The organism is Streptomyces sp. NPDC031340 (genome assembly GCF_055569945.1).
In genome coordinates, this window is record NZ_JBVIIE010000028.1 from 18,953 (window position 1) to 45,563 (window position 26,611).

Genomic DNA, 26,611 nt, shown 5'->3' on the forward strand with positions numbered 1-26,611 from the left:
GGCCGGCGGACCGCGCCGGCGGCGCCGTGCCAGGATGGATCCGTGCCGCAGAGCTTGATCACCACGCCACTGATCGGCCGGGAGGACGAAGTCGCCCGTCTCTCCCGGGTGTTGGAACGCGCCCGCGGCGGCGAGCCACGCGGTGTGCTGCTCGCCGGTGACGCCGGCGTGGGCAAGACCCGGCTGCTGGACGAGGTGGCGGACCGGGCGGCGCGGGCGGGGACCACCGTGCTGACCGGTCACTGCGTGGACCTCGGCGACGTGGGCCTGCCGTACCTGCCGTTCACCGAGATCCTGGGCGTACTGGCGGCCGACGCGCGGTTCGCCGACGTGCCGGCCGCGCACCCGGTGGTCGACCGGCTGCTGGGGACGCGGGCCGGCGCCGGGCACGACGACGTGGGCGCCGCCGCGCGCTCCGGCGGCGAGGGAGGGCGGCTGCGGCTGTTCGAGGGCATGGCGGGCCTGCTGGCCGACCTGTCGGACATCGCTCCCCTGCTGCTGGTCCTGGAGGACCTGCACTGGGCCGACCAGTCCTCCCGTGACCTGCTGCGCTTCCTGCTCAGCCGGGGCGTCCTGCAGCTCCCCCGCTCCCGGCTCCGGCCGAACGGGGGGAACCACGCGGCGGGCGGCCCGCCCACCCACCGGCTGGCGGTGTTCGCCTCCTACCGCGCCGACGACCTGCACCGGCGCCACCCGCTGCGGCCCCTGCTGGCGGAGCTGGTGCGGCTGCCGTCCGTCGAGCGGCTGGAGCTGCGGCCGATGGCCGACGGGGAGGTGACCCGGCTGGTGCGCGCGCTGCAGGACCGCCCGCTGCCGGAGGCCACGGTGCGCGGGATCGTCGAGCGCGCCGAGGGCAACGCCTTCTACGCGCAGGAGCTGCTCGCGGCGACGGACACGGCGGCGGACGGGGAGGCGGACGGGGTGCCCAGCGGTCTGGCCGACGTCCTGCTGATCCGCTTCGAGCAGTTGACGGAGACCGCGCAGCAGGTGCTGCGGACCGCCGCGGTCGCCGGGCGCCGGGTGGAGCACCATCTGCTGCGGGACGCCGTGGGGCTGCCCGAGGAGGAGCTGGAGTCGGCGCTGCGGGAGGCCGTCGGACGGCAGCTGCTGGTGGCCGGTGAGGGCGGCACGTACGCCTTCCGGCACGCCCTGGCCCGCGAGGCGGTGTACGCCGACCTGCTGCCGGGCGAACGGGCGCGGCTGCACGGCGCGTTCGCGAAGCTGCTGGCGGCCGGCCGGGGCGACCCGGCGGAGACCGCGGCCGAGCGCGCCCACCACTACCGCGCGAGCCACGACCTGGCCCAGGCGCTCGCGGCCTCGCTGGAGGCGGCCGATCACGCCCAGCTCCTCGGCGCGCCCGCCGAGGAGCTGCGGCACCTGGAGGCGGCGCTGGACCTGTGGTCGGCGGTGGACCCGGCGGTACGGCCCGCGGGCGAGCGCGGCGACCGGGTGACGCTCACGCTGCGGGCCTCGGCGGCGGCCGCGCACGCCGGGGAGCTGCACCGCGCGGTGTCGCTGACCCGGGCGGCGCTGGCGGGCATCGGCCAGGACGCGGACTCCGAGCTCGCCGCGCGGGTCCGCTACACGCTCGCCGGGAACCTGCTCAGCGTCGACAGCCTGAGCGCGGCCTTCGCCTACAGCAGCGAGGCGCTCGCCCTGATCCCGGCCGACCCGCCGTCGCGGACCTGGGTGTGGGCGGCGGCCACCCACGTGGTGGCGGCCCGTCAGGTCGGAGAGAACGACACCGCGCTCGAGGTCGCCCGCCGGGCCCTCGCCGTCGCCGAGCGGCTGGGCCTGACCGACGCCCGGGCGGACCTGCTGATCTCGCTGTCCTGCATGGAGGGCGGCGGGCGCCGCACGCCGGAGGGCCGGGCGAAGCTGCGGACGGCCCGTGAGCTGGCGCGCGGATCGGGCAACGCGCCGGTGGAGATGCGGGCGCTGTTCAACCTCGCCGTCGGCTGCTTCGAGTCGGGCGAGCTGGAGGAGTGCCTGCCCTGGATCGGCGAGGGGCTGGACCGCGCCCGCCGGGCGGGCCTGCTGTCGTCGCCGTATCCGACGGAGATGCGGTATCTGCAGCTGCTGGTGCTGTACACGCTGGGACGCTGGGACGAGTGCCTGCGCGCCGCGGAGTCCGACGCCGAGGTGCTGTCCCCGGCGGTCGGGTACGCGGCCGCTCCCGCGCTGTACGTGAGCCTGGCGCGCGGCGACCGGCACGCCGTCGAGCGGGCCCGGGCGCTGCCTGCCGGGCGCTTCGACTGGATGGCGACGCTCGCCGCGGGCATCGCGCTGACCGACGCCGCCGCGCTGCGGGGCGATCCGGAGGCCGCGGTGGCGTGCGTGCGGGAGACGGTGGCCGCGCTGACGGACGAGGCGGGCACGCTTCCCGACGTCACCGTCCGGCTCGCCGCGCTCGCACTGTCGGCGGTCGCCGACCGGGCCGCGGAGCTGCGTCTGACGGGCGACACCGCCGGGGCGCGGCACTGGGCGGACGTGGCGGGGGAACTGGTGCGGTCCGCGCGGGCGTCGGCCGGGCGGGACAGGAACGGGGTGCCGCAGGGGCCGGAGGGCATGGCGTGGCTGGCGCGCGCGGAGGCGGAGTGGACGCGGGCGGTGTCCGGACCGGACGCGGCCGCTTGGGCAGCGGCGGTGGCCGCGTTCGGCTTCGGGGACGTGTACGAGCTGGCCCGTTGCCGGTTCCGGTACGCGGAGGCGCTGCTCGCGGCCGACCGCCGGGAGGAGGCGGCCGCCGAGGCGGTCGCGGCGCGCGAGACGGCCGGGCGGCTCGGGGCGACGCCGCTGGCCGAGCGGCTGGACGGGCTGATACGCCGCGGCCGGCTGTCCGCGGGTGCGGCGCGGCCTCCCTCACCGCTGACCGCCCGTGAGCAGGACGTGCTGCGGCTGCTCGCCCGGGGCCGCAGCAACCGGCAGATCGGCGAGGAGCTGTTCATCAGCGGCAAGACGGCGAGCGTCCACGTCTCCAACATCCTGGCCAAGCTCGGCGCCGCCAGCCGCACGGAGGCGGTGGCGATCGCCTACCGGCGGGGTCTGGTCACCGCCGAGCCGACGGCCTCGGGCTGACGGCCCCGACTGACAGCCTCCGGCTGACGGCCTCTGGTCGGCCTCGGACTGACGGCTCGGGCTGCGGGCGACCGACTGACGGCGGTCAGTTGACGGCGGCCGGCTCGGCGGAAGCCGGTGAGCCGGCCGCCCCGACAATGTGCAGGGGGCCGGCTCACCGGTGCCGGGTCGTCAGTTCCGTGCGGCCGGGGTGTTGGCCTTGGTGACGTTGACCGCGGCCCAGGCCTTGTTCACGGTCAGGTACTCCGGGCTGTTGAGCCCGTACAGGTCCTTGGCCGCCTTCAGCGTCGCGGTGCGCGCGTCGTGGAAGTCGGTGGTGGAGACCATGTAGCGGGTCAGGGCACGGTAGAAGATCGCCGTGGCCTTGGTGCGGCCGATGCCGGTGACCGTCGAGCCGTCGAAGGTCGGCGAGTCGTAGGCGACGCCGTTGATCGTCTTGGCGCCGCTGCCCTCGGCGAGCAGGTAGTACGCGTGGGAGGAGACGCCGGAGCCGGCGTGCACCTCGGCGTCGTACGTGGTCGGGTCCCAGTAGTCGATCGTGCCCTCGAGCTTGTCCAGCGACGGGTGGTCGAGGCGGCGCAGGAACTTCTGGGCCAGCCCGAGCTTCTCGCCGACGAGGTAGTCGGGCTTGTCCTTCACGTTGTTGGCGAAGAACTCGACGTTCGAGCCGAAGATGTCCGCGAGGGACTCGTTCAGCGAGCCCGGCTCACCGTACTGGTTGCCGTACTCGTCGACATAGGTGGGCTCCAGCGCGGCGGTCGCGTCCACCACGCCGTGGGTGAGCTCGTGGCCGGAGACGTCGAGGACGACCAGCGGCTTCTTGAACATGTCGCCGTCGCCGTCGCCGTACAGCATGCAGTCGCAGGTCGGGTCCCAGAACGCGTTGGCGACCTTGTTCCCGAAGTGGACCATGGCGCGGGCGCCCTTGCTGTTGTTCTCGATGCCCTTGCGCCCGAAGGTCTTCTTGTAGAAGTCCAGGGTCTTGGTGATGCCGTACTGGGCGTCGACTGCGGCACTGGTCCGGCTGGAGACGGCGCCGTTGCCCCAGATGTTGGTGGTGCTGGTGAACTTCTTGCCCCGGCTGAAGTTCTCCAGCTCCAGGCCCTTGGCGTCCCGGGTCTCGGTGCCCCAGCGGGTGGGGTCCTTCAGCAGGAAGCTGGTGGCGGCCGTCTGAGTGGTGGTCAGCGGCACGCTGCCGACGAAGAGGGACTTGCCGGTGCCCTTCGCCGTCCGGGGGTAGGTGGTGGCGCCGGACACGGGTGACGCGGTCAGCGCCGCGGCGCGGGAGGCGATGCCCGTCGCGGGGTCGAGCGTCTCGCCGCGCTTGCGCAGGGTGTCGAGGAGCTTCGGCGAGAGGAACTCGTCGTTGTCGGGCGTGTTGCTGCGGACCTTGCCGGTGACGGCGTCGATGACGACCGTCCGGGAGCCGCCGGCCTGCGCGGTGTCGCTGTCGCTGACCGTCACCCGGTAGGCCAGCGCGGCCGCGCCGTCGCGGGCGTCGACGACGAGTTCGGCGCTGCCGGCGTCGCCCTTGGCGACCTGGGCGGCCTTCCGCTCGGCCTGCGCGGGCGACACCGCGGCGTCGTCGGCGGCGAGGCGGACGGTGCGGTCGGCGGCCCGGGTGACGCCGGTGTAGGCCAGCCGCGCGGAAAGGTGGACGACGAGGTCGCCGCCGAGGACCGGCATGCCCTGGTGGGCGCGGGTGAACCGGACGTGCCGGGCACCCTCCGGGTCGATCATGACGTCCACGGCCCGCAGTTCGTCGCCCTGGGAGACCCCCGTCTGCGAGGCGTGGGCGAAGGCTGCGGTGCGGGCGGCCGCCACCACGGAGGCGGCCGAGGTGTGGGCGGCGGCTGCCGCGTGGCTCGTCGTCCCCGTGGCCGGGCCCGCGAAGGCGGTGCCGGCGAGACCCGTGGCGGCCGTCGTCACGACGACGGCGACCGCCACGCTGCGTATGTGCGGTCTACGCACTGATGAGGGTTCCTTCCTGGCAAGGCGGCCGGGGTCACCGACTGCCTTGGGACATGGCGCTGTTGTGCGACATGGGGGCTGGTCGGGCCCCGAGGCGAAACCCTTACGGATCAGTCATGCTCATGTAAAGAGTAAATCGCCTGATTCGGTGCGACATATGGCAATACTTTGCAAAACCGCACCACCCAGTGATCAACAAGTGACCAACTGTGCTTCGCATGGGGAGATGTGACGGGCCGGAAGAAAGTTGCACCGAGTAAATGTGACTCATCTCGCACACAGTGCGGCCGTCCTGATCCGCCCCGCCCCGCGCACGGCACCGGAGTTGCCGCCGGGGGATCGCCGTCCTGGCGGAGGGAGATCTTCCGGGACAGGATGCCCGCATGAAGGGTGACCTCTTTTCCAGCGAGCACATGGTCCGGCCGGCCGCCGCGCCCGGCATGACGGTCGAGAACGCCAAGTGCATCAAGTACGCGGTGAACGGCGAGATGCTCGCCCGCCAGGGCGCGATGATCGCCTACCGCGGCAACCTGCAGTTCGAGCGCAAGGGCCAGGGCGTGGGCGGCATGCTCAAGCGCGCGGTCACCGGTGAGGGCCTGCCGTTGATGGCGGTGCGCGGACAGGGCGAAGCCTGGTTCGCGCACGAGGCGCAGAACTGTTTCGTCGTCGACGTCGACCCGGGCGACGAGTTCACCGTCAACGGCCGCAACGTCCTGTGTTTCGACGCCTCCCTGTCGTACCGGATCGCCACCGTGAAGGGCGCGGGCATCGCCGGCGGCGGCCTGTTCAACAGCGTCTTCACCGGACAGGGCAGGCTGGGCCTGGTGTGCGAGGGCAATCCCCTGGTCATCCCGGTCTCGCCGGAGTACCCGGTGTACGTCGACACGGACGCCGTGGTCGGCTGGACGGCCGGTCTGCGCACCTCGCTGCACCGCTCGCAATCCATCGGCTCGATGCTGCGCGGCGGCTCCGGCGAGGCCGTGCAGCTGATGCTGCAGGGCGAGGGTCACGTCGTCGTACGGCCGAGCGAGGCGACACCGCAGCGGGCCCAGCAGCACTGAGCCCGGCCGAGTGATCCACGCCTCACGGGCAACCCCCTCCGCTTCCCCGGCGTCTTGACCGGCGACAGACGACGCCCCGGCCCGACCGGGCCGGGGCGGAATTTCGACGCACTATACGCACCGCGTATACACAATATGTATACGCGGGGTGCATATGACCCGGAAGGCATCGATGTACGGCAAGGCATTCGCCCCGGAGTACCAGGGCGCCCTCACCACCCTGTCCGTCAACTCCTCACTGACGGAGGTGCTCGCGGCCGGCACCGAGCAGCTCAGAGCGGCCGAGCGGGCCGGGCAGCACGGCGAGGCGGCGCGCTCCGGGCTCGCGGTCGCGGAGGCACACCGCCGGCTGGGGCAGATCGCCGAGGCCGACCGGGCGTGGAAGGCCAGCTACCGCGCCGCCCGCGCGGCCGGGGACACCGCGGCGATGGCCTGGGCCCTGTGGAGCGGCGGCACGCTGGCCCGGCAGCGCGGCGCGTTCCCGCTCGCCCGGAAGCTGCTGGAGCTCGCCGCCGAACTCGGCGAGCTCGGCGGCGACGTCGTCGTACGCGGTTACTCGCTCGCCGGACTCGCCGAGACCGGGCGCATCCAGGGGGACTACGAGGCCGTCCGCAGGCTGCACGAGCAGTTGCTGGCCGAGGCGCGGCGGCGCGGCGAGGCACGGCACACGGTGTGGGCGCTGGAGGGCATCGCGCAGATCCACCGCCAGACCGGGTCGTACGACACCGCCCACGCCCTGTTCGAGGAGGCGGCGGAGATAGCGGAGCGCGCCGACGACCGGCGCGGCCATGCCTGGGCGCTGCGCGGGCTCGCCGACGTGGTGTCCGTGCGGGACGGTGACACCGAGCGGGCGCTGGAGCTGCTGTCGCGGGCGGAGACGACGTGCCGGGCGATGAACCTCTCCAGCGCGCTGGCCTACAACCACAAGATGCGCGGCAACGTGCTGTACCGCGCCGGGCGTCACGCCGAGGCGCGGGAGCTGTACGCGCGGGCGCTGGCGGAGTTCACCGCGATGAGCGAGCCGCGCGGGCAGGCGCTGGCCCGGCTGGGGCTGGCCAAGTCGCTGGCCCGGCTGGGCCGCGACCGCTCCGAGACCGCTGCCGAACTGGCCGAGCTGGCAAGCGAGTTGGAGCGGCTCGGGCTGCGGCACGCGCGGGAGATGGTGGCGCGCGCCGAGGACGAACTCGGCGTCCGGGCGGAGGTCGTGCGATGACGGCGGTTCGCGCGGCGCTCGGTGCGCCCACTGACGCGCACGCGCACGGGCACGCGCAGGCGCAGGCGCAGGCGCAGGCGCAGGCGCAGGCGATCCTCGACCGCTGCCGTGAGCTGACGCGGCCCGCCCTCGCGGAGGCCGTCGGCCGGATGCACCCGTGGGTGGGCGAGATGGCCGCGTACTCCTTCGGCTGGTGCGAGGTGGGCGGGGCGCCCGCCGCAGCGTCCGGCGGCAAGGGAGTGCGGCAGGCGCTGGCCGTGCTCGGCGCCGAAGCGGCGGGGGCGGCCGGACGGGCCGGTGTGCCGGCGGCCGTCGCGGTGGAGCTGGTGCACACCTTCTCCCTGCTGCACGACGACATCATGGACGGCGACCAGGCCCGGCGGCGCCGGCCGACGGTGTGGAGGGCGTACGGCACGGGCCCCGCGGTGCTGGCGGGTGACGCGCTGTTCGCGCTGGCCGTGGAGGTGCTGGCCGCGGCGCCGGCGGGGCCGCGGGCGGTGCGGACGCTGTCGGCGGCGCTGGGCGACCTGGTGCGCGGCCAGGCCGACGACCTGCTGTTCGCCGCCCGGCCCTGGAGGGGGCCGCGGCGGGTGCGGCCCGAGGAGTACCGGGCGATGGCCGAGCACAAGACGGGCGCGCTGCTGGGCTGCGCGGGCGCGCTCGGCGCGCTGCTCGGCGGCGCGGACCCCGCGACGGTCGCCGCCCTCGACCGGGCCGGGCGGCATCTCGGGGTCGCCTTCCAGATCGCCGACGACGTGCTGGGGATCTGGGGTGATCCCGCCGTCACCGGCAAGCCGGTCCACGGCGACCTGCGGGAAGGCAAGAAGACCTACCCCGTCCTGGCCGTGCTGGAGGGCCCGGAGGCGCCGGCCCGCCGCCTCGCCGCGCTCCTGGAGGCTCCGGCCCCGTCGCCGCAGCGGTGGCAGGAGGCGGCCGCGCTGATCGACGCGTCGGGCGGCCGGTCGGCGGCGCTGGCCGAGGCGCGGCGGCACCTGGCGGCCGTGGAGGACGCCCTCGCGGACGCCTCCCTGCGGCCGCCCGCGGTGCGGGAGCTGCGGTCGCTGCTGGAGTTCCTGGTGCGTCGTGATCTGTGAGGCGGCGCTCGCGGCGGCGAGTTGACCTGGGCCGCGCCGGGGCGTCAGAGTCGTGGCGGCGCGCCCCCGCCTCCCCCGCGCCGGAAGGTCGGCCGTCATGACCGTCATGACCGAAATCTCGGAGATCGAAGCCACGGCCGAGCGGATCGCCGGGCACGTGGTGCGCACGCCCACGCTGCCGAGCCCGGGCCTCACCGCCCTGCTCGGCGCCCCGGTCACCGTGAAGCTCGAAGTCCTCCAGCGCACCGGCTCGTTCAAGGCGCGCGGCGCGGCGGCGAAGCTGCTGGCGCTGAGCGGGGCCGAGCGCGCCGCGGGCGTGGTGGCGGTCAGCGGCGGGAACCACGGGATCGCCCTCGCGGTCATGGCGGCCGGCCTGCACATCAAGGCCACGGTCGTCATGCCGCGCTCCGCGCCCGCGCGCAGTGTCGAGACCGTCGAGAAGGCCGGGGCGTCGGTACGCCTGACCGACAGCATGGACGAGGCCTTCGAGCTGGCCCACCGCCTGCGGGACGAGGGCCTGACCCTGGTCCACCCGTTCGACGACCCGGTCCTGATCGCCGGACAGGGCACCGTCGGGCTGGAGCTGGCCGCGGACGCCGGCGACCTCACCGACGTGCTCGTCAGCATCGGGGGCGGCGCGCTGATCTCGGGCGTGGCGGCGGCGCTGCGGGCCCGCCGGCCCGGTGTGCGGATCTGGGGCGTGGAGACCGAGGGCGCCGAGGCCATGTCGCGGGCGCTGGCGGCGGGCGGTCCGGTACCGGTCGCCCTGTCCTCCCTCGTGTCCACGCTCAGCGCGCCGTCCGTGTCGCGGCTGACCTACGACCATGTCTCGGCGCTGGTCGACGAGGTGCTCGTGGTGCCGGACCGGGAGGCGGTGCGGGGCACGCTCGACTTCGCCGAGCACGCCAAGGTGTGGGCCGAGCCCGCCGCCGGCTGCCTGCTGCCGGCGGCCCGGCGGGTCCTCGGACGGGTCGGTGACGGGGCGCGGCTCGGTCTGGTGGTCTGCGGCGGGAACGCCACCACCGGCGACGTGGCGGCCTGGGCGGAGCGTTTCGGCCTGCGCTGAATTCGGGGCGCCGTTCCGCTGAATTCTCGTCAACAACAGCCGGCTTCGCGACGAACGCCGGTCCGACGGTGACCGAATTCCAGAAAACACCGCTTGATCGCGGATTCTTTGAACGCTGCCGGTGGCACCCCCCGTACCTCTGGGGGAAAGGTGAGCCAGGGGTTCGGCGAGGGATGACCATGGTCAAGGCGCATGTCTTCACGCACGAGTTGGTCGCTGGAAAGTACCAACTCGTCGATATAGTCCATCGCGAAACGAACAGAATCTGCTGGTACGCCAAGGACGTCGGCACCCAGCGCCCCTGCCTGATCACCCAGATCGTCCTGCCGACGGATCCTGACGGCGAGGCCGGGCCCCGGGCCGCCGCCCGCATCGTCAGCATGTCCGAGACCATGGGGCAACTGTGCCCCGGCCGGGTCGCCACGGTCGTCGAGGCCGTGGCGGAGCACGGCGTGCTGTGGACGGTCGCCGAGTGGATCGACGGCACCCCCCTGGGCGAACTCCTCCGGAAGGACACGTTCGACCAGGCGCGGGCGGCCCGCATCGCCTGGGAGCTGCTCGACGTCCTGGAGGCCGCGCACGGCCAGGGCATCACGCACGGCGAACTCAGCCCCGGTCAGGTGTTCGTGCCCGACCGGGGGCCGGTCGTGGTCGCCGGGTTCGGGCTGGCCGGCACCACCCTCAGCCCCCGGCTGACCGCGCCCTCGTACGCCTCCCCCGAGCAGGCCCGCGACGAACGGATCGGACCGGCGGCGGACCTGTGGGCCCTCGGAGCCATGCTCTACGCGATGCTGGAGGGGCGCCCGCCGTTCCGGGACCGCGGCCGCCCGGAGTCCACGCTGCGCGCCGTGGACCGGCTCCCGCTGCGCACACCGGTGCGGTCGGGACCGCTCACCCGGACCGTGCAGGGGCTGCTGCGCAAGGACTCCCGCGAGCGGCTCACCCGCCCCGCGCTCCGGCAGGCCCTCACCCCCGTCCTCACCGAGGAGCCCGGGGCGGCCACGCCGGTACCGGCCGGGCACCGGGTGCGCGCTCTGGTCACCGCCGCCGCGCAGGCCGCCCCGGGCTGGAGCGGACGCGCCATGACGGCCGGCACCGCCCTGGCCGTCGTCACCGTCGTGGTCGCCGTCCTCGCCGCGACCCGGCAGCTGCCCGGCCTGGACAGCACCGGCACCAGCGCGGCGCCCCACGGGTCCGCCACCGCGACCGCCCACGCGACCACGCCCCAGGCCGGATCCGGCCGGCGCGCCGAGGGCCACGCCTCCGCCCCCGTCACCACCGCGCCGGCCACCCGGCCCCCTTCCGCGTCCGCGTCGCCGCCGGTGTCACCCTCCGCCTCGGCCTCGGCCTCCGCGTCGGCGTCGGCGTCGACGTCGGCCACCGCCCTCCCGCCCGGCTTCCACCGGTACACCGCCCCCGAGGGCTTCTCCGTCGCCCTCCCGGACGGCTGGAAGCGGCTGCGGACCGACCGCCAGTCCGGCGTGGCCTACCGCGTCACCTTCGGCGCGCACGGCGACCCGCGCACCCTCGCGGTCACCTACAGCAAGCGGGTGGGCCCGGACCCCGTCGCGGTGTGGCGCGACGACGTGGAGCCCCAGCTGGAGCGCTACCCCGGTTTCCGGCGTATCGGCGAGATCCGGGCGACGACCTACCAGGGCCACAGCGCCGCCGACATGGAGTGGCTGTCCCGGGTGGGCGGCACGCAGGTGCGCACCTTCGGCCGGGGCGTGGTGCTCGGCGGCGGGCGCGGCTTCTCGCTGCGCTGGACGGCGCCGGCCGCCCACTGGGACGACGCCGCCGACCGGCAGGCGCTCAGCACCGTCCTGCGGACCTTCCGGATGCCGTCAGCCTGAGTACACCGGCGCGCGCAGCGCCCGCAGCCCCGGACCGTGCAGCGGCGTCGTGCGCCAGGACGCCGTGAACGTCCCGTCCGGCAGCGAGCACGTCACCGTCAGCCGGTGCGGCGTCTCCAGGAACACGATGTCCACGGCGAGGGTGGCGGCGTCCGCCCACCCCCCGCTGACCGCGGTCGGCAGCGGCTCGTCAGCGGCCCGCCAGCCGCTCCGCCCGATCCGGAAGGGGAGGCGGTGGCCGTCCTCGGTGAGCGTCAGCGTCCAGCCGTCCGGGTCCGCCGTCACCGCGGCCTCGGTCAGCTTCGGCAGCCCCGCGCACCGGCCGCCCCGCGGGGTGAACACGGCGCCGGACCACGCCGAGGGCCGGCCCGCCCCTTCCGGCGGGGCGGGCCGGCCCTCGGCGGGCGGCAGGGCCAGCCGGGCGAGCCGGTCCCGCAGCGCGGCGTCCTGGTCCGCCCGGCCCGGCAGCGGTCCGGGGCGGAAGGCCGGCAACAGATGCGTCCAGACCAGGTCCAGGAGTCGCTGCATCTCCACGGTCGCCGCCGTGGTCGCGACCACGGCGGCGTGTTCGGGCAGCACCAGGCAGAACTGACCGTACGCCCCGTCGCCCCGGTAACCGTGCCGGGAGCGCCAGAACTGCAGGCCGTAGCCCTGCTGCCAGTCCGACAGCGCCCCCTCGGGCGTGCCGTCGGCGGTGTCGATGTGCACGCGTGACGCCTCGGCCGCCCAGCCTTCCGGCAGCAGCCGCTCGCCCTCCCACACCCCGTCGCGCAGATACAGCTCGCCGAGCCGGGCGATCGCGTCGGTGGTGGCGTGCAGCCCGCTGAAACCCAGTTCACGGCCGGCCCGGTCGCGCAGCCAGGCGATCTCCCCGATCCCGAGCGGATCGAGCAGCCGGGGCCGCAGGTAGGCGCTCAGCGGCTGACCGGTGACGCGCTGGACGATCGCGGCGAGGGTGTACGTGGTGGGCTGGTTGTAGGCGAACACGGTGCCCGGGTCGCCGTCCGGCGGGATCCGCAGGAAGCCGCGCACCAGTTCCCCGCGGTCCGCCGCGCGCGCCCGTTCGAGCGTCTCGGTCAGGTGGCCGCTGGCCATGGACGCCACGTGCCGCACCAGCATCGCCCGGCTGCGCGGGTCGGTGACGTCGGCCGCGAACTCCGGGAAGTAGGAGATCACCGGCGCGTCGAGGTCCAGCAGCCCCTCGGCGGCGGCGAGCCCGGCGGCCGTCGCGGTGAAGCTCTTGCTGAGCGAGTACAGCAGGTGCGGGCGTCCGGCCGTGTACGGCGCCCACCAGCCGGACGCCACGAGACGGCCGTGCCTGACGACCATCACACTGTGCGGCTCGATGTCCGGGGCGGCTTCGACGGCGTCGAGGAACGCGTGGACGCCGGACGGGTCGACGCCTTGGTCGGAGGGGCTGCCGAGGGGCAGCGGGCGAGCGGTCATGACGGCATCCTGCCCCGCGGGCCGCCGCGTGACCGCTCTGTCGGGCCGTCGGCGCTGTCAGGGCTGCTGGTCGGAGGCTGCCGGGGGCGGCCGGGCCGTCGTTTCCGGCCGGGCGCGCAGGGGACCCGTCGCCCATGGTGCAGATCGGATACACGATGATGACGGAGCAGGCCGGCCCCCGTGAGCTCGTCGACCATGTGGTGCGGGCCGAGGAGGCGGGCTTCGACTTCTCGGTGACGTCGGACCACTACTTCCCCTGGCTGCGCGCGCAGGGCCACTCGCCGTACGCCTGGAGCGTGCTGGGCGCGGCCGCGCAGGCGACCTCGCGCATCCCGCTGATGACGTACGTGACGTGCCCGACCGTCCGCTACCACCCGGCGGTGGTGGCGCAGAAGGCGGCGACCGTTCAACTGCTCTCCGAGGGCAGGTTCCGGCTCGGGCTGGGCTCCGGCGAGAACCTCAACGAGCACGTGGTGGGCGGCGGCTGGCCGTCGGTGGACGTGCGCCACGAGATGCTCGAGGAAGCCGTGGGGATCATCCGGGCGCTGTTCGGGGGCAGCCACGTCACCCGGCGCGGCAAGCACTTCGACGTGGAGTCGGCGCGGCTGTGGGACCTGCCGGACGAGCCGCCGCCCATCGGCATCGCCGTCTCGGGCGAACGGTCCTGCGCGCTGGCCGGGCGGCTGGCGGACCTGGTCATCGCCACCGAGCCGGAGCGGGGCCTGCTGCAGTCCTTCGACCGGCACGGCGGCGCGGGCAAGCCGCGGGTGGGCCAGCTGCCGGTCTGCTACGACCCCGACCGGGACACGGCCGTCAAACGCGCGCACGCCCAGTTCCGCTGGTTCGGCAGCGGCTGGAAGGTCAACTCCGAGCTGCCGCACCCGGATTCGTTCGAGGCGGCCACGCAGTTCGTGACGCCGGACGACGTCGCCGCCGCGATCCCGTGCGGTGACGACCCGGAGGCCTTCGTCGAGGCGGTGCGGCCGTTCGCCGACGCCGGGTTCGACGAGGTCGCGCTGGTGCAGATCGGCGGGGAGACCCAGCCGGAGTTCATCGACTGGGCGTCGAAGACGCTGCTGCCCGCGCTGCGCGACGCGCTCGGCTGAGGACCCCCGCCCACGCTTCCCCGGCCCGCCCCGCGGTGCTGCCCAGGCGGCGGTGAGTAGCCGTACTCATGCCGCGGCCCGCCCGCCGCGGCCACGATGGGGGCTCGACGAGGAGGAGCCCCCATGACCACCATGACCGCCGCACGTCCCGCCCCGCCCCGACGCCGGCTGCCCGCGCTGCTCGCCGCCGTCGTCGTCGCGGGACTGGCCGTCTCCGCCTGGGCGCCGCACGACCGCACCACCTGGTTCCTGGAGACGGTGTGGGTGCTGATCGGGCTGCCGCTGGCGGTGCTGACCCGGCGGCGCTTCCCGCTGACGGACCTGCTGTGCTGCCTGCTGGCCGCGCACGCGCTCGTCCTGGCGGTGGGCGGGCACTACACCTACGCCGAGGTGCCCGCCGGCGACTGGGTGCGCGACACCTTCGGGCTGGACCGCAATCCCTACGACCGCTTCGGGCACCTCATGCAGGGATTCGTGCCGGCGGTGCTGGTGCGGGAGCTGCTCAGCCGTACCTCGCCGCTGCGCGGCAGCCGCTGGCTGGCTCCGCTGACCGTGTGCGCCTGCCTCGCCTTCAGCGCGGTGTTCGAGATGCTGGAGTGGCTGGCCGCCGTGGTCGGCGGCCAGGCGGCGGACGCGTTCCTCGCCACGCAGGGCGATGTGTGGGACACCCAGTGGGACATGTTCTGCGCGCTGGTCGGCGCGACCGTGTCGGTGCTGCTGCTCGGCCGCCTGCACGACCGGCAGCTGGCGGCGCCGGGCCTCACCTCGTCGTATGACGGCGCCGGGTCCACAGCGGCACCCCGAACCAGCACAGCAGGTACCACGCGACGACGCCGGTGACGATCCAGGTGACGGCCCCGTTGTGGGTCGCCACCCGCAGGATGAGCACGAGCGAGCTGGTCATGGTGGCCAGCAGCAGCACCAGGCCGGCGAAGGTCATCCGGGAGGCCCACTCCACCGCCTGCGGTTTGATCCGCCGCCCGGACACCAGACGGTGCAGCGACACCGGCCCGATCAGCGCCCCGGTGGTGGCGGCGCCGAGGACGACGGTGACGATGTAGATGGTCTTGTCGGTCTGTTCCAGCTGACCGTACTTCGGGGTGAACACGACGGTCAGCAGGAAACCGAACAGGATCTGCACCCCGGTCTGGGCGACCCTGACCTCCTGGATGAGCTCGGTCCACTTCCGGTCGGCCCGCTCCTCCTCGGTCTCGTGCCGTCCCCAGTCGTTCACCGGGTCCGTACCGTGCTCCCTGTCGGCCAACGCTTTCCTCCCGGCTCGTCCGGCCCTTGTCGCCTCTCCGGGCCGTGTTCCCGGTTCGGCCGGGTTGACCGGTCCGGACGGCGGACTGTTTGGCCGATCACCGGACGGTTACACGAAGCGCATGGCTCACGACGACCAGCCGAGGAGTGCGTCGACGATGTCCGCTACCGAGCTCACCCTCACCCTCAGCGGCGGCAGCGCCGCCGACGCACGGGCCGTGGTGCGGGCCCTGGAACCGGCCTTCGGGTCGGCGCGGGAACTGCCCGCCGACGAACGGGCCACGATCCACACGGCAACGTTCGAACACGACACCGCCGGCCCGTCGGGGGACGGCGGCGCGGCCGGCACCGCCGGCCGGCTGTCCGGGGCGGTGACGGTCACCGTGCAGGGCGCCCCCGAGGCGGTGGCGAAGGCGCGCGAGACGCTGAACCACGCCTTCACCGCGCAGGACCAGGGGTCGGTCTCCGGCGACCAGGAGCAGGAGTGGCAGCTGCTCCTGGAGCCGTGAGCGTGCCGGCCCGGTCCTACCAGCGGTGCTCGACCTGGTCCTTGACGCGGCGGTCGTAGAGGTCGCGGATCGCGTCGAGGGTCTCGGCGCCGAGTTCGGGCAGGGCGGCGGCGGCCGCGTTGGCGCGGGCCTGCTCCGGTGAGCGGGCGCCGGGGATCACGGTGGTCACGCCGGGCTGCTGGACGATCCAGCGCAGGGCCAGCTGCGCCGGGGTGTACCCCTCGGGCGCGAGGGCGGCGAACTCGGCGGCCGCCTCCACGCCGGTGTCGTAGTCGACGCCGGAGAACGTCTCACCGACGTCGAAGGCCTCGCCGTGGCGGTTGTAGTTGCGGTGGTCGTCCGCGGCGAAGACGGTGTCCTTGGTGTACTTGCCCGACAGCAGGCCGGAGGCGAGCGGCACGCGCGCGATGACGCCGACGCCCGCCTCCCGTGCCGCGGGCAGCACCTCGCGCAGCGGCTTCATGCGGAACGGGTTGAGGATGATCTGCACGCTCGCCACGTTCGGGCGGGCGATCGCGGTGAGCGCCTCCGCGCAGGTCTCCACGCTGACGCCGTAGGCGGCGACCCGCTCCTCCTCGACCAGGGTGTCGAGGGCGTCGAAGACCTCGTCGGTGGAGTAGACGGGGGTGGGCGGGCAGTGCAGCTGCACCAGGTCGATGCGGTCGACGCCGAGGTTGCGCCGTGAACGGTCGTTCCAGGCGCGGAAGTTGTCCAGTACGTAGTTCTCCGGGAGCTGCTCGACGCGGCGGCCCATCTTGGTGGCGACCAGTACGCGCAGGTCCGGCCTGCCGCGCAGGAAGGCGGCGATGGTCTGCTCGCTGCGCCCGTCGCCGTACACGTCGGCGGTGTCGAAGAAGGTCACCCCCGACTCGGCCGCGGCCTCCAGCACCGCGTGGGCGTCCTTGTCGTCGACCTCACCCCAGTCGGCGCCCAGCTGCCATGTCCCGAGCCCGACGACGGAAGCGTGCCGGCCGGACCTGTCGAATACGCGCTCTTCCATGCCGTCAGTCTGTCACCCGCCCCGCCCACCCCCGGAACCGGCCGCTCTGCTTCCGCCCCCCACCGGCCCCACCGCGTACCGCCGGAGTGGGCGGTCAGGACGGCTGGGTTCCCGCGCCGGGGGTGAGGTGGGCCTGGAGGGCGGGGGCGTAGCGGTCCACCACGTCGTCCGGCGGGGTCTCGCGCAGGTGGGCGCCGCGCGCGATGCCGTACATCACGCCCAGGCCGAGGAGCATGCCGACGGCGAGTTCCGCGCGCAGGCCCGCGTCGGGGCCGGTGAGGCGGGCGGCGAGGCGTTCGGTGACCTGGGTGCGGAAGTTGGCGCGCAGGATGTCGCCCTGTTCGCCGTGCAGCGGGGCGAACACGATCCGCAGCAGCGGGTCGGCGCCCTGCCGGGACTGGCTGACCAGGACGTGCCGGACCATGTGCCGGCCGAGCGCGTCCAGCGGCGCGTCGAGCAGGGCGTCGGCGTCCGTCTCGAAGGACATCACCCGGGCGAACAGGGCGTCCTTGTTGCCGAAGTACTTCAGGACCAACGGCGGGCTGACACCGGCCCGTTCGGCCACGGCCTTGAGGGTGATGTCGGCGTGGGCGTGCCGGGCCAGCAGGTGGCGGGCGGCCTTGAGGATGGCCGCCTTGGTCGCCTCGGCGTCCCGGCGGGCGGGTGCGGGTGAGGGAGGTGGAGTGCTCACGGCGCTCATGTTCCCTCCAGCGCCTCGTCGCGGGTGTCCCGGACCCCGCCGCGGGCCCGGCGGGTGTCCTCGGGCCCGCCGTCGCGGGGGATGGAGAGGGCCGCGGCGCAGGCTGCCAGCGCGACGGCGCCGGCGATCGCGAAGGCGAGCAGGTACCCGTGCAGGGTCGGCAGGGGGGCTCCGCCGACCGGCCTGGTGTGGTGCACCAGCACCGCGGCGACCGCGGCGCTGGAGGTGGCCTGGCCGATGGTGCGCATCAGCACGTTGACGCCGTTGGCGGAGGCGGTCTGCCCGGCCGGGACGGCGCGCAGGATCAGGGTGGGCAGGGCGGAGTAGGCGAGGGTGGTGCCGGTCGCCACCACGGTCGCACCCAGGATGATCATCCACAGGTCACGGCTGTCGGCGATCCGCACGGCGTAACCGCAGGCGATGACGGCCGCGCCGAGGGCCAGTGTGACGCGCGGGCCGCGGACCGCGGAGATCCGGGCGGACAGCGGCGAGAACAGGAGCATGGTGACCCCGCCCGGCAGCAGGCACAGGCCGGTGGCCACGATCGACAGGCCGAGCCCGTACCCGGTGGCCTTCGGCGCCTGCACCAGCTGGGCCGTCACCAGGGAGTTGGCGTAGAACGCGAACCCGGTGAGCAGCGCCGCCACGTGCGACAGGCCCACCCGCGGCCGGGTGACCAGCCGCAGGTCGACCAGCGGCCGTTCGGTGCGCAGCTGCTGCACCCACCACAGCGCCAGGACGGCGGCGGCGACGGCGAACAGGCCCAGGACGCGTGCGCTGCCCCAGCCCCACTGCCCGCCCTGGGACACGCCCAGCAGCAGGCACACCAGTCCGGCGGCCAGTCCCAGCGCGCCCAGCACGTCGAACCGGCCGGGCCGGCGCACCGGGGACTCGCGCACCGCCCACCACACGGCCGTCACGCCCAGCGCGCCGAGGGCGGCGGTCAGCCAGAACATGGTGTGCCAGTCGGCGTACTGCACCACCAGCGCGGCCAGCGGCAGGCCGAGGGCGGCGCCGATGCCGACGGTGGAGCTCATCAGCGCCACCGCGGAGCCGCGCCGTTCGGGCGGCAGTTCGTCGCGCAGGATGCTGATCGACAGCGGTACCACGGAGGCGGCGGCGCCCTGCAGGGCACGGGCCGTGATGAGCACGGCGATGTCGGAGGACACGGCGCACATCACCGCGCCGACCGTCATCAGCGTCAGCGCCGCCATCAGCACCCGCCGCTTGCCGTACATGTCCCCCGCCCGGCCGAGCACCGGGGTGAGGACGGCGCCCGACAGGAGCGTGGCGGTGACCGTCCAGGAGACCGCGCCCGCCGAGGCCCCGGTCAGCCGCGGCAGGTCGGGCAGCAGCGGGACGACCACGGTCTGCATGACCGCCATGAGGATGCCGCCGAACGCCAGCGCGGGGATGGTGAACCGGTTCCGCGGGGCGTCCGGACTCGGTATCGGGGCGGGTTGCTCCATGAGGACTCCAGCGGGCGGAAGACGAGAAAACCGGTGAATGGCCATTCACCATAGCGGGTGAATGGCCATTCACCCAGCCCTATCCGCGGGAGGCCGGCGTCCGCGTGTGCACGGTGCGCGCGATCCGCGGGCCCAGCCAGCGCTTGAGGCGGCGCAGCGCCTCCGACCGACCGGCGGCGTGGTCGATCCGGTAGTACAGCTGCGGCGGGACGTACGGCAGCAGCGGCGAGTGGCGCTGGCCGAGCAGCGCGAACATCCGCTCCGGGGGCAGGTGGATGTAGCGCTCCAGGTTCTCGTACCACTGGGCGCTGTAACGGGCCGCGCTCTGCGCGGGCAGCAGGGCCTTCTTGCGTTCGCGCTCGTAGCGGGCGAGGGCGTACGGCAGCGGGGCGGGCTCGCGCAGCGCGCCGGCCAGCGCGATGGCGTCCTCCAGGGCGAGGGTGGTCCCGGCGCCGATGGAGTAGTGCGTGGTGTGCGCGGCATCGCCGACGAGCACCAGGTTGCCCCGGTGCCAGGTGCGGTTGGTGAGGGTGCGGAAGGTGAGCCACTGGGCGCCGGGGCCGGCACCGGCGGAGGGGCGGCAGATGAGCGGGTGGCCGTCCAGGATGCCGGCGAACAGTTTCTCCAGCAGCGCCAGCCGCTCCGCCTCGCTCCCCCGGTCGAGACCGAGTCCGGTGCGGGTCTCGGGCGCGCACTCGATGACGCAGGTGCTGCGGTCGGCGCCGTAGGGATAGCCGTAGCACCAGATCCAGCCGTGGCCGGTCTCCACGAAGGCGAAGGTGAAGGAGTCGAACACCTTGGTGGTGCCGAGCCAGATGTAGGTGTTGCGCCCGTTGCTGATCCGGGTGCCGAAGTACCCGGCGTGCCGGGTGCGCAGGGCGCTGCCGGCGCCGTCGCCCGCGACGACGAGGTCGGCGTCCGGCAGGCCGTCCGGGGTGATCTCACGCTCGAACTCCAGGCGCACGCCGAGGGAGCGGGCCCGGTCGGCGAGGATCTCCAGGAAGCGGTGGCGGCCGATGCCGTGGCCCTCGTCGCCGGGGCGGCGGGTCGTCAGGTCGCGTACGTGGGCGATCCCCTGGTTCCAGCGGACCGAGTTCTCGCGGACGGCGCGGGCCGACTCGGGGTCGTGTTCGTGGAGCCGGTCGAGCAGTTCCCGCCAGTAGGTCACGCCCCAGCCGTAGGTCGAGCCCTCCGGATCGCGTTCGTGGACGGTGATGTCGTGGGACGGGTCCTGCCGCTTCAGCAGGATCGAGAGATACAGGCCCGCAGGCCCGCCTCCGACACAGGCGACCTTCACACACACCCCTTGAAATTACCCAAAACGGACAATTGATGACGCAGGGTAGCAGGGTGGGCGTGACTACTCGGGGGTTCGCCCCGCAGGCCGTGGGCACCTGCGGGGACGACCGGGTGAACGGAGCAGGGCCGGGAGACCGGCCGGCGGCGCGGGCACGGCACGCCCGGTGTTCACCGCCTGAATCGAATGGCGGGCGGAGGCTTACGAGCCCTCACACGTACCCGCGCGGCGAATTGGTCACCGTGGCGCGTTATGGCCTGCCCTGGCGATCTCCCAGGCGAAGCCGGCGATTCCGGCCTGGAGCCGCGATTCCACGCCTAATTTGGCCAGTATCTGGGCGACATGGGCCTTGGTCGTGCGTTCGGTAATGCCGAGGCGGGTCGCGATGGTCCTGTTCGACGCCCCTTTCCCCAGGAGCCGGAAGACATCGAGTTCACGCTCGGACAACAGCGGCACGCGTGCCATCGCGTCCCGGACGCCGTCGTCCCGGACATCGTCGTGGAGCAGGGTCAGCTGTGGATCGGCGGCGCGGGACTGCTGATCGGTGGCCAGGCTGGCCCGGGGTCTCGGACTCTCCGTCTTCGTGATGTTCATGCCGTTCTGTCAGCGCTCCTTGGGCGTGTGTCCGTGGGGTGCCGCGGATGCGGCGTCGACGTCTGCCACGATCCGGCCCCACGGTGGTGCGCGGGGGAACTCCTGTGAAGCTCCGTCGACAGCCGGCCCGAGAAGGCCGGATCGAACGCCGCTCAGGATCGCTCCGGGCAGTCGGCGACATCGTCCTGCACGCATCTCAGCAGATCCTTTACGGACATCCGAAGGAGTGCTCCGAGAATGGAGCAGCCATCCTGGACCACTACGGGTACGAGGCGCACACCAGCTGGACAATTTCTGCGGCGTTGTCCACTTCGCACCGAGGGTACTCGACTGCTTTCGGAGCGAACAACAGGGCGTCCACACTGCGAGAAGGCCGGGCGACGAGAATGCGTCAAACTCGGCGCGGAGGTTTGTACGGCTCTTTTTCGCGCCGCGGGTGATTCCATGACCCGGATGTCGGCCGCACGTTCAAAAGAGAACGCCCGCCGAGGAACCCGGCGGGCGCGAGCGTGGGTGTGAGCGTGGGGCTGGGCGTGGGTGTCAGCCTGGGGTTGGGCGTGGGTGTGAGCCTGGGCGTGGAACGTCCGGCCGGGTCAGGGAATCCCCGCCAGCCGCAGCAGCGCGGCCGTGCCCGCCGCCGTCAGCACGACGACCAGGAACGGCGCCTTGCGCAGGGCGAGCACTCCGCCCACCAGGACCCCGACCGGCCGGGCGACGCCGGCGAAGCCGTGCCCCTCGGTCAGCGCCGAAGTGGCCGTCAGCGCGGCGAGCAGGACCACCGCCGAGACCTCCAGCAGCTTCTCGGCCCGCTTCGGGAAGGTGACCCTGGCGCGCAGGGCCGGCCCCGACAGGCGCAGCAGGAAGGTGCCGGCCGCCAGGCCCAGCATCGCCGCCAGCGTCGGCATCATCGGGATGGACCCGCTCACCGCACCGCTCCTTCGCGGGACTTGACGGTGCACAGCGGCAGCGCGGCCAGGGCGATCAGCACCGGCAGCCCGACCGGTACGAACGCGGTGACGGCCAGCGCCAGCGCGGCACCGGCCAGCGCGGTCCGCCGTACCGCCCGTTCCTTCATCGCGGGCAGGATCAGCGCCAGGATGACCGCGGGGAACATGGCGTCCAGGCCCAGCGCCGCGGTGTCCCTGACGACCGTGCCGAGCAACGCACCCAGCGCGGCACCGGCGGGCCAGCAGGCGAGAATGCCCAGGCCGCAGGCCCAGTACGCGGCCCGCTTGCGGTGCATCCCCTCCTGGGCGAGGGCGAAGACGACCGTCTCGTCGTTCATCAGATGGGTGCCGAGCAGTCCCCGCCAGCCGCGCCCGAGCACGTCGGGTACCGCGAGCCCGAAGGGCAGGTGACGGGCGTTGACCAGGAGCCCGGCGAACAGCGCGGCGATCGGACTGCCGCCGGCGGCCACGATCCCGATGAACAGGAACTCCGAGGACGCGGCCAGCACGAGCGTCCCCATCAGCACCGGGAACCACCAGGCGAATCCGGACGTGGTCGCGACGGCGCCGTAGGACACGCCGATGACCCCGACGGCCAGGCAGACCAGCGCTATGTCGCGCAGCGGCCCGGAGCCGAGGGTTTTCCATAACGAACGCATGGCTTTTATACTGAACGCACCCGAAGACGTTCGTCAAGGCGAACGAATGGCCATTGGAGCGAACGTGATGCCCGACGCCGATCCCGCGCTCAAGCCCCCGCTCGACGTGATCGCAGCGTCGCTGCGCGCGGAACGCTCCCGGACGCGGCTCTCGCTGACGGAGGTGGCCCGCCGGGCCGGAATCGCCAAGTCCACCCTGTCCCAGCTCGAGTCCGGCACCGGAAACCCCAGCCTGGAGACGCTGTGGGCACTGTGCGTGGTGCTGGAGATCCCCTTCTCCCGGCTGCTGGCCGTGCCCCGTGCGCAGGTACAGGTGATCCGGGCCGGGGAGGGGCCGGCCGTCGGAGCCGCCGAGAGCCACTACCGGGCCACCCTCCTCGCCTCCTGCCCGCCCGGGGCCCGGCGCGACGTCTACAGCATCGACGCCGAGCCCGGCCCGCAGCGCTCCTCCGCCCCGCACCTGCCCGGCGTGGTGGAGCACGTGGTGATCAGCGCGGGCCGGGCCCTGGTGGGGACCGCCGAGGATCCGGTGGAACTGCACCCGGGCGACTACATCTGCTATCCGGCCGACGTTCCCCACGTCTTCCAGGCGCTGGAGCCCGCCACCCGCGCCGTACTCGTCTCGGAACACCGCTGAGCGCCGGGCCCGCGTGCCCGCGTCGCGCCCGTCGCCCGGCCGGCAGGGCCGCCCCACTCCGCGCCGGGCCCGCACGCCTGCGGTGCGCACGGCTCCGGCGCCGCCTCAGTGCCCCATGCCCAGTCCGCCGTCCACCGGCAGGACGGCTCCGGTGACGTAGGCGGCGTCCTCGGACGCGAGGAACCGCACCGCCGCCGCCACCTCGTCCGCCTGTGCGCCGCGCCTCAGAGGCACCTTGCCCAGCATGGCCGAGCGCTGCCGGCCGTCGAGCGCGGCGGTCATGTCCGTCTCGACGAATCCCGGCGCCACCACGTTGCAGGTGATCCCCCGCGGACCGAGTTCGCGGGCCACCGACCGGGCGAAGCCGATCAAACCCGCCTTGGATGCGGCGTAGTTGGCCTGTCCGGCCGCGCCGAGCAGGCCGATCGTCGAGGAGATCACCACGATCCGCCCCCAGCGAGCGTCAATCATCTCCTCTGCGGCCCGCTTGACCACCCGGAAGACCCCCGTCAGGTTCGTGTCCAGCACGTCCGTGAAGTCCTTCTCCGCCATCCGCAGCACCAGCCGGTCGCGGGTGATGCCGGCGTTCGCCACCAGCACCTCCACCGGGCCGTGCGCCGCCTCCACCTCCTTGTACGCCCGCTCCACCTGCCCGGCGTCGGTGACGTCGCAGGTGACGGCCAGGCAGCCGAGGCGGGTCGCCGTCCGGGGCGGCTCGCCCGACCGGTGGGTCAGCGCGACCCTGTCACCCGCCTGCGCGAAGGCACGGGCGACGGCCAGGCCGATCCCCCGGTTGCCTCCCGTCACGAGGACCGAACGACTCATGATTCCCACACACCCCTCACTGTGCAGCGGCCAGGGACCGGACGACGGCCCGTCCGTCAGGCGATCTTGTGGACCCAGTTGAACGGGTCCGGCCTCGTGCCGGCCTGGATCCCCGTCAGCTCCTCGCGCAGCCGGGCGGTGACCGGGCCGGTCTCCCCGCCCCCGATCGTCCAGTCGCCGTCCGCGCTCCTGACGAACCCCACGGGTGTGATCATCGATGAGGTGCCGCAGGAGAACACCTCGGTCAGCGCCCCCGACTCCGCGTCGGCACGCCACTGCTCCACGCTGATCCGCCCCTCCTCGGCCCGGAAGCCGAGTTCCGCCGCCAGCGCCAGCACCGAGTCCCGGGTGACGCCCGCCAGCAGCGTCCCCGACAGCTCCGGCGTGACCAGCCGCGTGCCGTGCACGAAGAACAGGTTGCTGGTGCCCATCTCGTCCACCCAGCGGCGTTCCACGGCGTCCAGCCACACCACCTGGTCGCAGCCCTTCTCCCGGGCCTGCTCCTGGGCCACCAGCGTGCCCGCGTAGTTGCCGCCGCACTTGGCCTCGCCGGTGCCGCCTGGAGCCGCCCGGGTGTAGTCCCGCGACAGCCACACCGTCAGCGGTTTGGCGTCGGCCCGGAAGTAGGACGCCGCGGGCGACGCGATCACCATGAACCGGAAGGCGGCGGACGGCCCGTAGAAACCGATCGTGTGCTGCGTGGCGATCATGAACGGACGCAGGTAGAGGCTGTGCCCGGGCCGGTCCGGGACCCAGTCGCGGTCGGCGCCCACCAGCAGCTCCAGCGCCTCCACGAACGTCTCCTCGGGCAGTTGCGGCATCGCCATCCGCGCGCAGGAGCGGTTGAAGCGGGCCGCGTTGGCGTACGGACGGAAGGTCACCACCGTGCCGTCGGGGCGCCGGTAGGCCTTCATGCCCTCGAACACCTCCTGGCCGTAGTGGAAGACCTGGGCCGACGGATCCAGCGTCAGCGGCCCGTACGGGTGCAGCCGGGCGTCGTGCCAGCCACGCTCCCGGTCCCAGTCGATGCTGATCATGTGGTCGGTGAACACCTCGCCGAAGGCGGGTGCCTCCAGCAGCGCTGCCCGCTGCGCGGCGGGCAGCCCGGCGGCCGGTTCGGTGGTGAACGCAAGGGTCATGGATACGCTCCGGAACAGAGGGCTGGGTGGGCTTGCGGGTCACAGGGGGTTGTTGGCGTGCTTGCGCGAGGGCTGCTCCGCGTGCTTGGTCCGCAGCGCCCGGAAGGCGCGGATCAGCACCGCCCGGGTCTCCGCGGGATCGATCACGTCGTCGACGAGGCCGCGTTCGGCCGCGTAGTACGGGTGCATCAGCTCCGACCGGTACTCCTTGACCTTGCGGGCCCGTTCGGCCTCCGGGTCGGCGGCCTCCGCGATCTGCTTGCGGAAGATGACGTTCGAGGCGCCTTCCGCGCCCATCACCGCGATCTCGTTGGTCGGCCAGGCGTAGGACAGATCGGTGCCGATCGAGCGGGAGTCCATCACGATGTACGCCCCGCCGTACGCCTTGCGCAGGATGAGCTGGACGCGCGGCACGGTGGCCTCGCAGTAGGCGTACAGCAGTTTCGCTCCGTGCCGGATCACCCCGCCGTGTTCCTGGTCCACTCCCGGCAGGAATCCCGGCACGTCCACCAGCGACAGCAGGGGGATGTTGAACGCGTCGCACATCCGCACGAAGCGGGCGGCCTTCTCGCTGGCCCTGATGTCGAGCACCCCGGCGAGGGCGATCGGCTGGTTGGCCACGATGCCGACCACCTCGCCGCCGAGCCGGGCCAGCCCGCACAGGACGTTGGGCGCCCACCACTCGTGGACCTCCAGGAAGTCGGCGTGGTCGACGATCTCCTCGATCACCCGCCGCATGTCGTACGGCAGCCTGCCCTCGGCCGGGACCAGCCCGAGCAGCGCCTCGCCGCACCGGTCGGCCGGGTCCGTGCAGGGCGCGGCGGGCGGGTTCTGCTGGTTGTTGGACGGCAGCAGGGACAGCAGGTACCGCACCTCGCTCAGGCAGGTCCGCTCGTCCTCGTACACGAAGTGCGCCACTCCCGACTGCTTCGCGTGTGCGTCGGCCCCGCCGAGCCGCTCCTGGGTGACATCCTCTCCGGTGACCGCCTTCACCACGTCCGGGCCGGTGACGAACATCTGCGAGATGCCGCGCACCATGAACACGAAGTCGGTCAGCGCGGGAGAGTATGCCGCACCGCCCGCGCACGGGCCGAGAATCACCGAGATCTGCGGGATCACCCCGGAGGCCCGCACATGCCGGCGGAAGATCCCGCCGTAGCCGGCGAGGGCCGAGACGCCCTCCTGGATGCGGGCGCCGGCTCCGTCGTTGAGCGACACCAGCGGCGCACCGGCCGAGACGGCCATGTCCATGATCTTGTGGATCTTCTCGGCGTGCGCCTCGCCGAGCGCCCCGCCGAAGACGCGGAAGTCGTGCGCGTAGACGAACACGGTACGGCCCTCGACCGTGCCCCAGCCGGTGATCACGCCGTCCGTGTACGGCCGGCGCTCCTCGATCCCGAAGCCCACCGCCCGGTGCCGGCGCAATTGCTCCACCTCGGCGAACGATCCCTCGTCCAGGAGCAGTTCGATGCGCTCGCGCGCGGTGAGCTTGCCCTTGGCGTGCTGCGCCCGGGTCGCGCGGTCGCCCGGCCCGAGGCGGGCCGACTCCTTGTTCGCGCGCAGTTCCGCGCGCAGTTCCGCCGCCGACGCCCGGGTGTCGGCGGGCAGGTACGGAACCTGGCCGGTGCGTTCCTCCTGGACGGTCATCGCTCTCGCTCTCCTTCCCGGGCCGGTGCGACGGCCG

General features: G+C 73.5%; 23 protein-coding genes. 10 read left to right on the top strand and 13 right to left on the bottom strand.

Features of this window, described 5'->3' with window-relative positions:
• Positions 1–42 precede the first annotated feature (42 nt).
• The gene (locus tag ACZ5GT_RS22325) at positions 43–3,078 is read left to right on the top strand and encodes a helix-turn-helix transcriptional regulator (RefSeq protein ID WP_469027932.1); all 3,036 of its coding nucleotides are present in this window, start codon (positions 43–45) and stop codon (positions 3,076–3,078) included.
• Positions 3,079–3,249: 171 nt separating this feature from the next.
• Here the strand turns inward: ACZ5GT_RS22325 and ACZ5GT_RS22330 are convergent, their stop codons facing one another.
• Entirely contained in the window at positions 3,250–5,049 is a 1,800-nt protein-coding gene (locus ACZ5GT_RS22330; RefSeq protein ID WP_469027935.1) for a M4 family metallopeptidase, read from the bottom strand.
• Between the two features lie 383 nt (positions 5,050–5,432).
• Here ACZ5GT_RS22330 and ACZ5GT_RS22335 point away from each other — a divergent pair, with 383 nt between their 5' ends.
• From ACZ5GT_RS22335 to ACZ5GT_RS22355, 5 genes are all read left to right on the top strand, one after another.
• Positions 5,433–6,110, top strand: a complete 678-nt coding sequence (locus ACZ5GT_RS22335) for an AIM24 family protein (RefSeq protein ID WP_469027938.1) — start codon at positions 5,433–5,435, stop codon at positions 6,108–6,110.
• 172 nt (positions 6,111–6,282) lie between these two features.
• Positions 6,283–7,323 carry a tetratricopeptide repeat protein gene (locus ACZ5GT_RS22340; protein WP_469028355.1) on the top strand — a complete coding sequence of 347 codons (1,041 nt, stop codon included), beginning with the start codon at positions 6,283–6,285 and terminating at the stop codon, positions 7,321–7,323.
• Positions 7,320–8,417, top strand: a complete 1,098-nt coding sequence (locus tag ACZ5GT_RS22345; protein ID WP_469027945.1) for a polyprenyl synthetase family protein — start codon at positions 7,320–7,322, stop codon at positions 8,415–8,417. The genes ACZ5GT_RS22340 and ACZ5GT_RS22345 overlap by 4 nt, the downstream gene beginning before the upstream one ends.
• 106 nt (positions 8,418–8,523) lie before the next feature.
• Positions 8,524–9,483 (top strand): threonine/serine dehydratase, encoded by a 960-nt coding sequence (locus ACZ5GT_RS22350; protein ID WP_469027948.1) that lies wholly within the window; start codon positions 8,524–8,526, stop codon positions 9,481–9,483.
• Positions 9,484–9,656: 173 nt separating this feature from the next.
• A complete protein-coding gene (locus ACZ5GT_RS22355; RefSeq protein WP_469027952.1) occupies positions 9,657–11,336 on the top strand; it encodes a serine/threonine protein kinase in 1,680 nt (559 codons plus the stop codon).
• Here ACZ5GT_RS22355 and ACZ5GT_RS22360 read toward each other — a convergent pair.
• Positions 11,328–12,782, bottom strand: a complete 1,455-nt coding sequence (locus ACZ5GT_RS22360) for a serine hydrolase domain-containing protein (protein WP_469027959.1) — start codon at positions 12,780–12,782, stop codon at positions 11,328–11,330. The genes ACZ5GT_RS22355 and ACZ5GT_RS22360 overlap by 9 nt on opposite strands.
• 134 nt (positions 12,783–12,916) lie before the next feature.
• Between ACZ5GT_RS22360 and ACZ5GT_RS22365 the strand changes: the two genes are divergently transcribed.
• Positions 12,917–13,888 (top strand): LLM class F420-dependent oxidoreductase, encoded by a 972-nt coding sequence (locus tag ACZ5GT_RS22365; protein WP_469027965.1) that lies wholly within the window; start codon positions 12,917–12,919, stop codon positions 13,886–13,888.
• Between the two features lie 132 nt (positions 13,889–14,020).
• Entirely contained in the window at positions 14,021–14,728 is a 708-nt protein-coding gene (locus tag ACZ5GT_RS22370) for a DUF2238 domain-containing protein (RefSeq protein WP_469028359.1), read from the top strand.
• On the opposite strand, the gene ACZ5GT_RS22375 is transcribed toward ACZ5GT_RS22370, so the two are convergent.
• Positions 14,649–15,152 (bottom strand): DUF6328 family protein, encoded by a 504-nt coding sequence (locus ACZ5GT_RS22375; RefSeq protein ID WP_469027970.1) that lies wholly within the window; start codon positions 15,150–15,152, stop codon positions 14,649–14,651. The two genes, ACZ5GT_RS22370 and ACZ5GT_RS22375, sit on opposite strands and share 80 nt — an antisense overlap.
• Positions 15,153–15,309: 157 nt before the next feature.
• Between ACZ5GT_RS22375 and ACZ5GT_RS22380 the strand changes: the two genes are divergently transcribed.
• The gene (locus ACZ5GT_RS22380) at positions 15,310–15,660 is read left to right on the top strand and encodes a hypothetical protein (RefSeq protein ID WP_469027975.1); all 351 of its coding nucleotides are present in this window, start codon (positions 15,310–15,312) and stop codon (positions 15,658–15,660) included.
• A 16-nt stretch (positions 15,661–15,676) separates the two neighbouring features.
• Here ACZ5GT_RS22380 and ACZ5GT_RS22385 read toward each other — a convergent pair whose 3' ends face one another.
• The 7 genes from ACZ5GT_RS22385 to ACZ5GT_RS22415 form a co-directional block, all read right to left on the bottom strand.
• Positions 15,677–16,660 (bottom strand): aldo/keto reductase, encoded by a 984-nt coding sequence (locus tag ACZ5GT_RS22385; protein WP_469027982.1) that lies wholly within the window; start codon positions 16,658–16,660, stop codon positions 15,677–15,679.
• 94 nt (positions 16,661–16,754) lie between these two features.
• Positions 16,755–17,360 (bottom strand): TetR/AcrR family transcriptional regulator, encoded by a 606-nt coding sequence (locus ACZ5GT_RS22390; RefSeq protein WP_469027989.1) that lies wholly within the window; start codon positions 17,358–17,360, stop codon positions 16,755–16,757.
• Entirely contained in the window at positions 17,357–18,829 is a 1,473-nt protein-coding gene (locus ACZ5GT_RS22395; RefSeq protein ID WP_469027994.1) for an MFS transporter, read from the bottom strand. The genes ACZ5GT_RS22390 and ACZ5GT_RS22395 overlap by 4 nt, the downstream gene beginning before the upstream one ends.
• 79 nt (positions 18,830–18,908) lie before the next feature.
• Entirely contained in the window at positions 18,909–20,126 is a 1,218-nt protein-coding gene (locus ACZ5GT_RS22400) for an FAD-dependent monooxygenase (protein ID WP_469027997.1), read from the bottom strand.
• A 237-nt stretch (positions 20,127–20,363) separates the two neighbouring features.
• Entirely contained in the window at positions 20,364–20,720 is a 357-nt protein-coding gene (locus ACZ5GT_RS22405) for a LuxR C-terminal-related transcriptional regulator (RefSeq protein WP_469028000.1), read from the bottom strand.
• A gap of 593 nt (positions 20,721–21,313) precedes the next feature.
• Positions 21,314–21,628 (bottom strand): AzlD domain-containing protein, encoded by a 315-nt coding sequence (locus ACZ5GT_RS22410; RefSeq protein WP_469028362.1) that lies wholly within the window; start codon positions 21,626–21,628, stop codon positions 21,314–21,316.
• A 14-nt stretch (positions 21,629–21,642) separates the two neighbouring features.
• Complete coding sequence (locus ACZ5GT_RS22415) at positions 21,643–22,326, bottom strand: AzlC family ABC transporter permease (protein WP_469028003.1); 684 nt, start codon at positions 22,324–22,326, stop codon at positions 21,643–21,645.
• A gap of 46 nt (positions 22,327–22,372) precedes the next feature.
• On the opposite strand from ACZ5GT_RS22415, the gene ACZ5GT_RS22420 reads away from it, so the two are divergent.
• Positions 22,373–22,963 carry a helix-turn-helix domain-containing protein gene (locus tag ACZ5GT_RS22420; protein ID WP_469028010.1) on the top strand — a complete coding sequence of 197 codons (591 nt, stop codon included), beginning with the start codon at positions 22,373–22,375 and terminating at the stop codon, positions 22,961–22,963.
• A gap of 105 nt (positions 22,964–23,068) precedes the next feature.
• On the opposite strand, the gene ACZ5GT_RS22425 is transcribed toward ACZ5GT_RS22420, so the two are convergent.
• Genes ACZ5GT_RS22425 through ACZ5GT_RS22435 form a run of 3 tightly spaced genes read right to left on the bottom strand, consistent with a single transcriptional unit; the run spans position 23,069 to position 26,574 of the window.
• The gene (locus ACZ5GT_RS22425; RefSeq protein ID WP_469028016.1) at positions 23,069–23,788 is read right to left on the bottom strand and encodes a beta-ketoacyl-ACP reductase; all 720 of its coding nucleotides are present in this window, start codon (positions 23,786–23,788) and stop codon (positions 23,069–23,071) included.
• Positions 23,789–23,844: 56 nt separating this feature from the next.
• Positions 23,845–24,927, bottom strand: coding sequence for a branched-chain amino acid aminotransferase (locus tag ACZ5GT_RS22430; protein WP_469028021.1), 1,083 nt, complete (start codon positions 24,925–24,927; stop codon positions 23,845–23,847).
• A 39-nt stretch (positions 24,928–24,966) separates the two neighbouring features.
• The gene (locus ACZ5GT_RS22435) at positions 24,967–26,574 is read right to left on the bottom strand and encodes an acyl-CoA carboxylase subunit beta (protein WP_469028027.1); all 1,608 of its coding nucleotides are present in this window, start codon (positions 26,572–26,574) and stop codon (positions 24,967–24,969) included.
• Between the last annotated feature and the right edge of the window lie 37 nt (positions 26,575–26,611).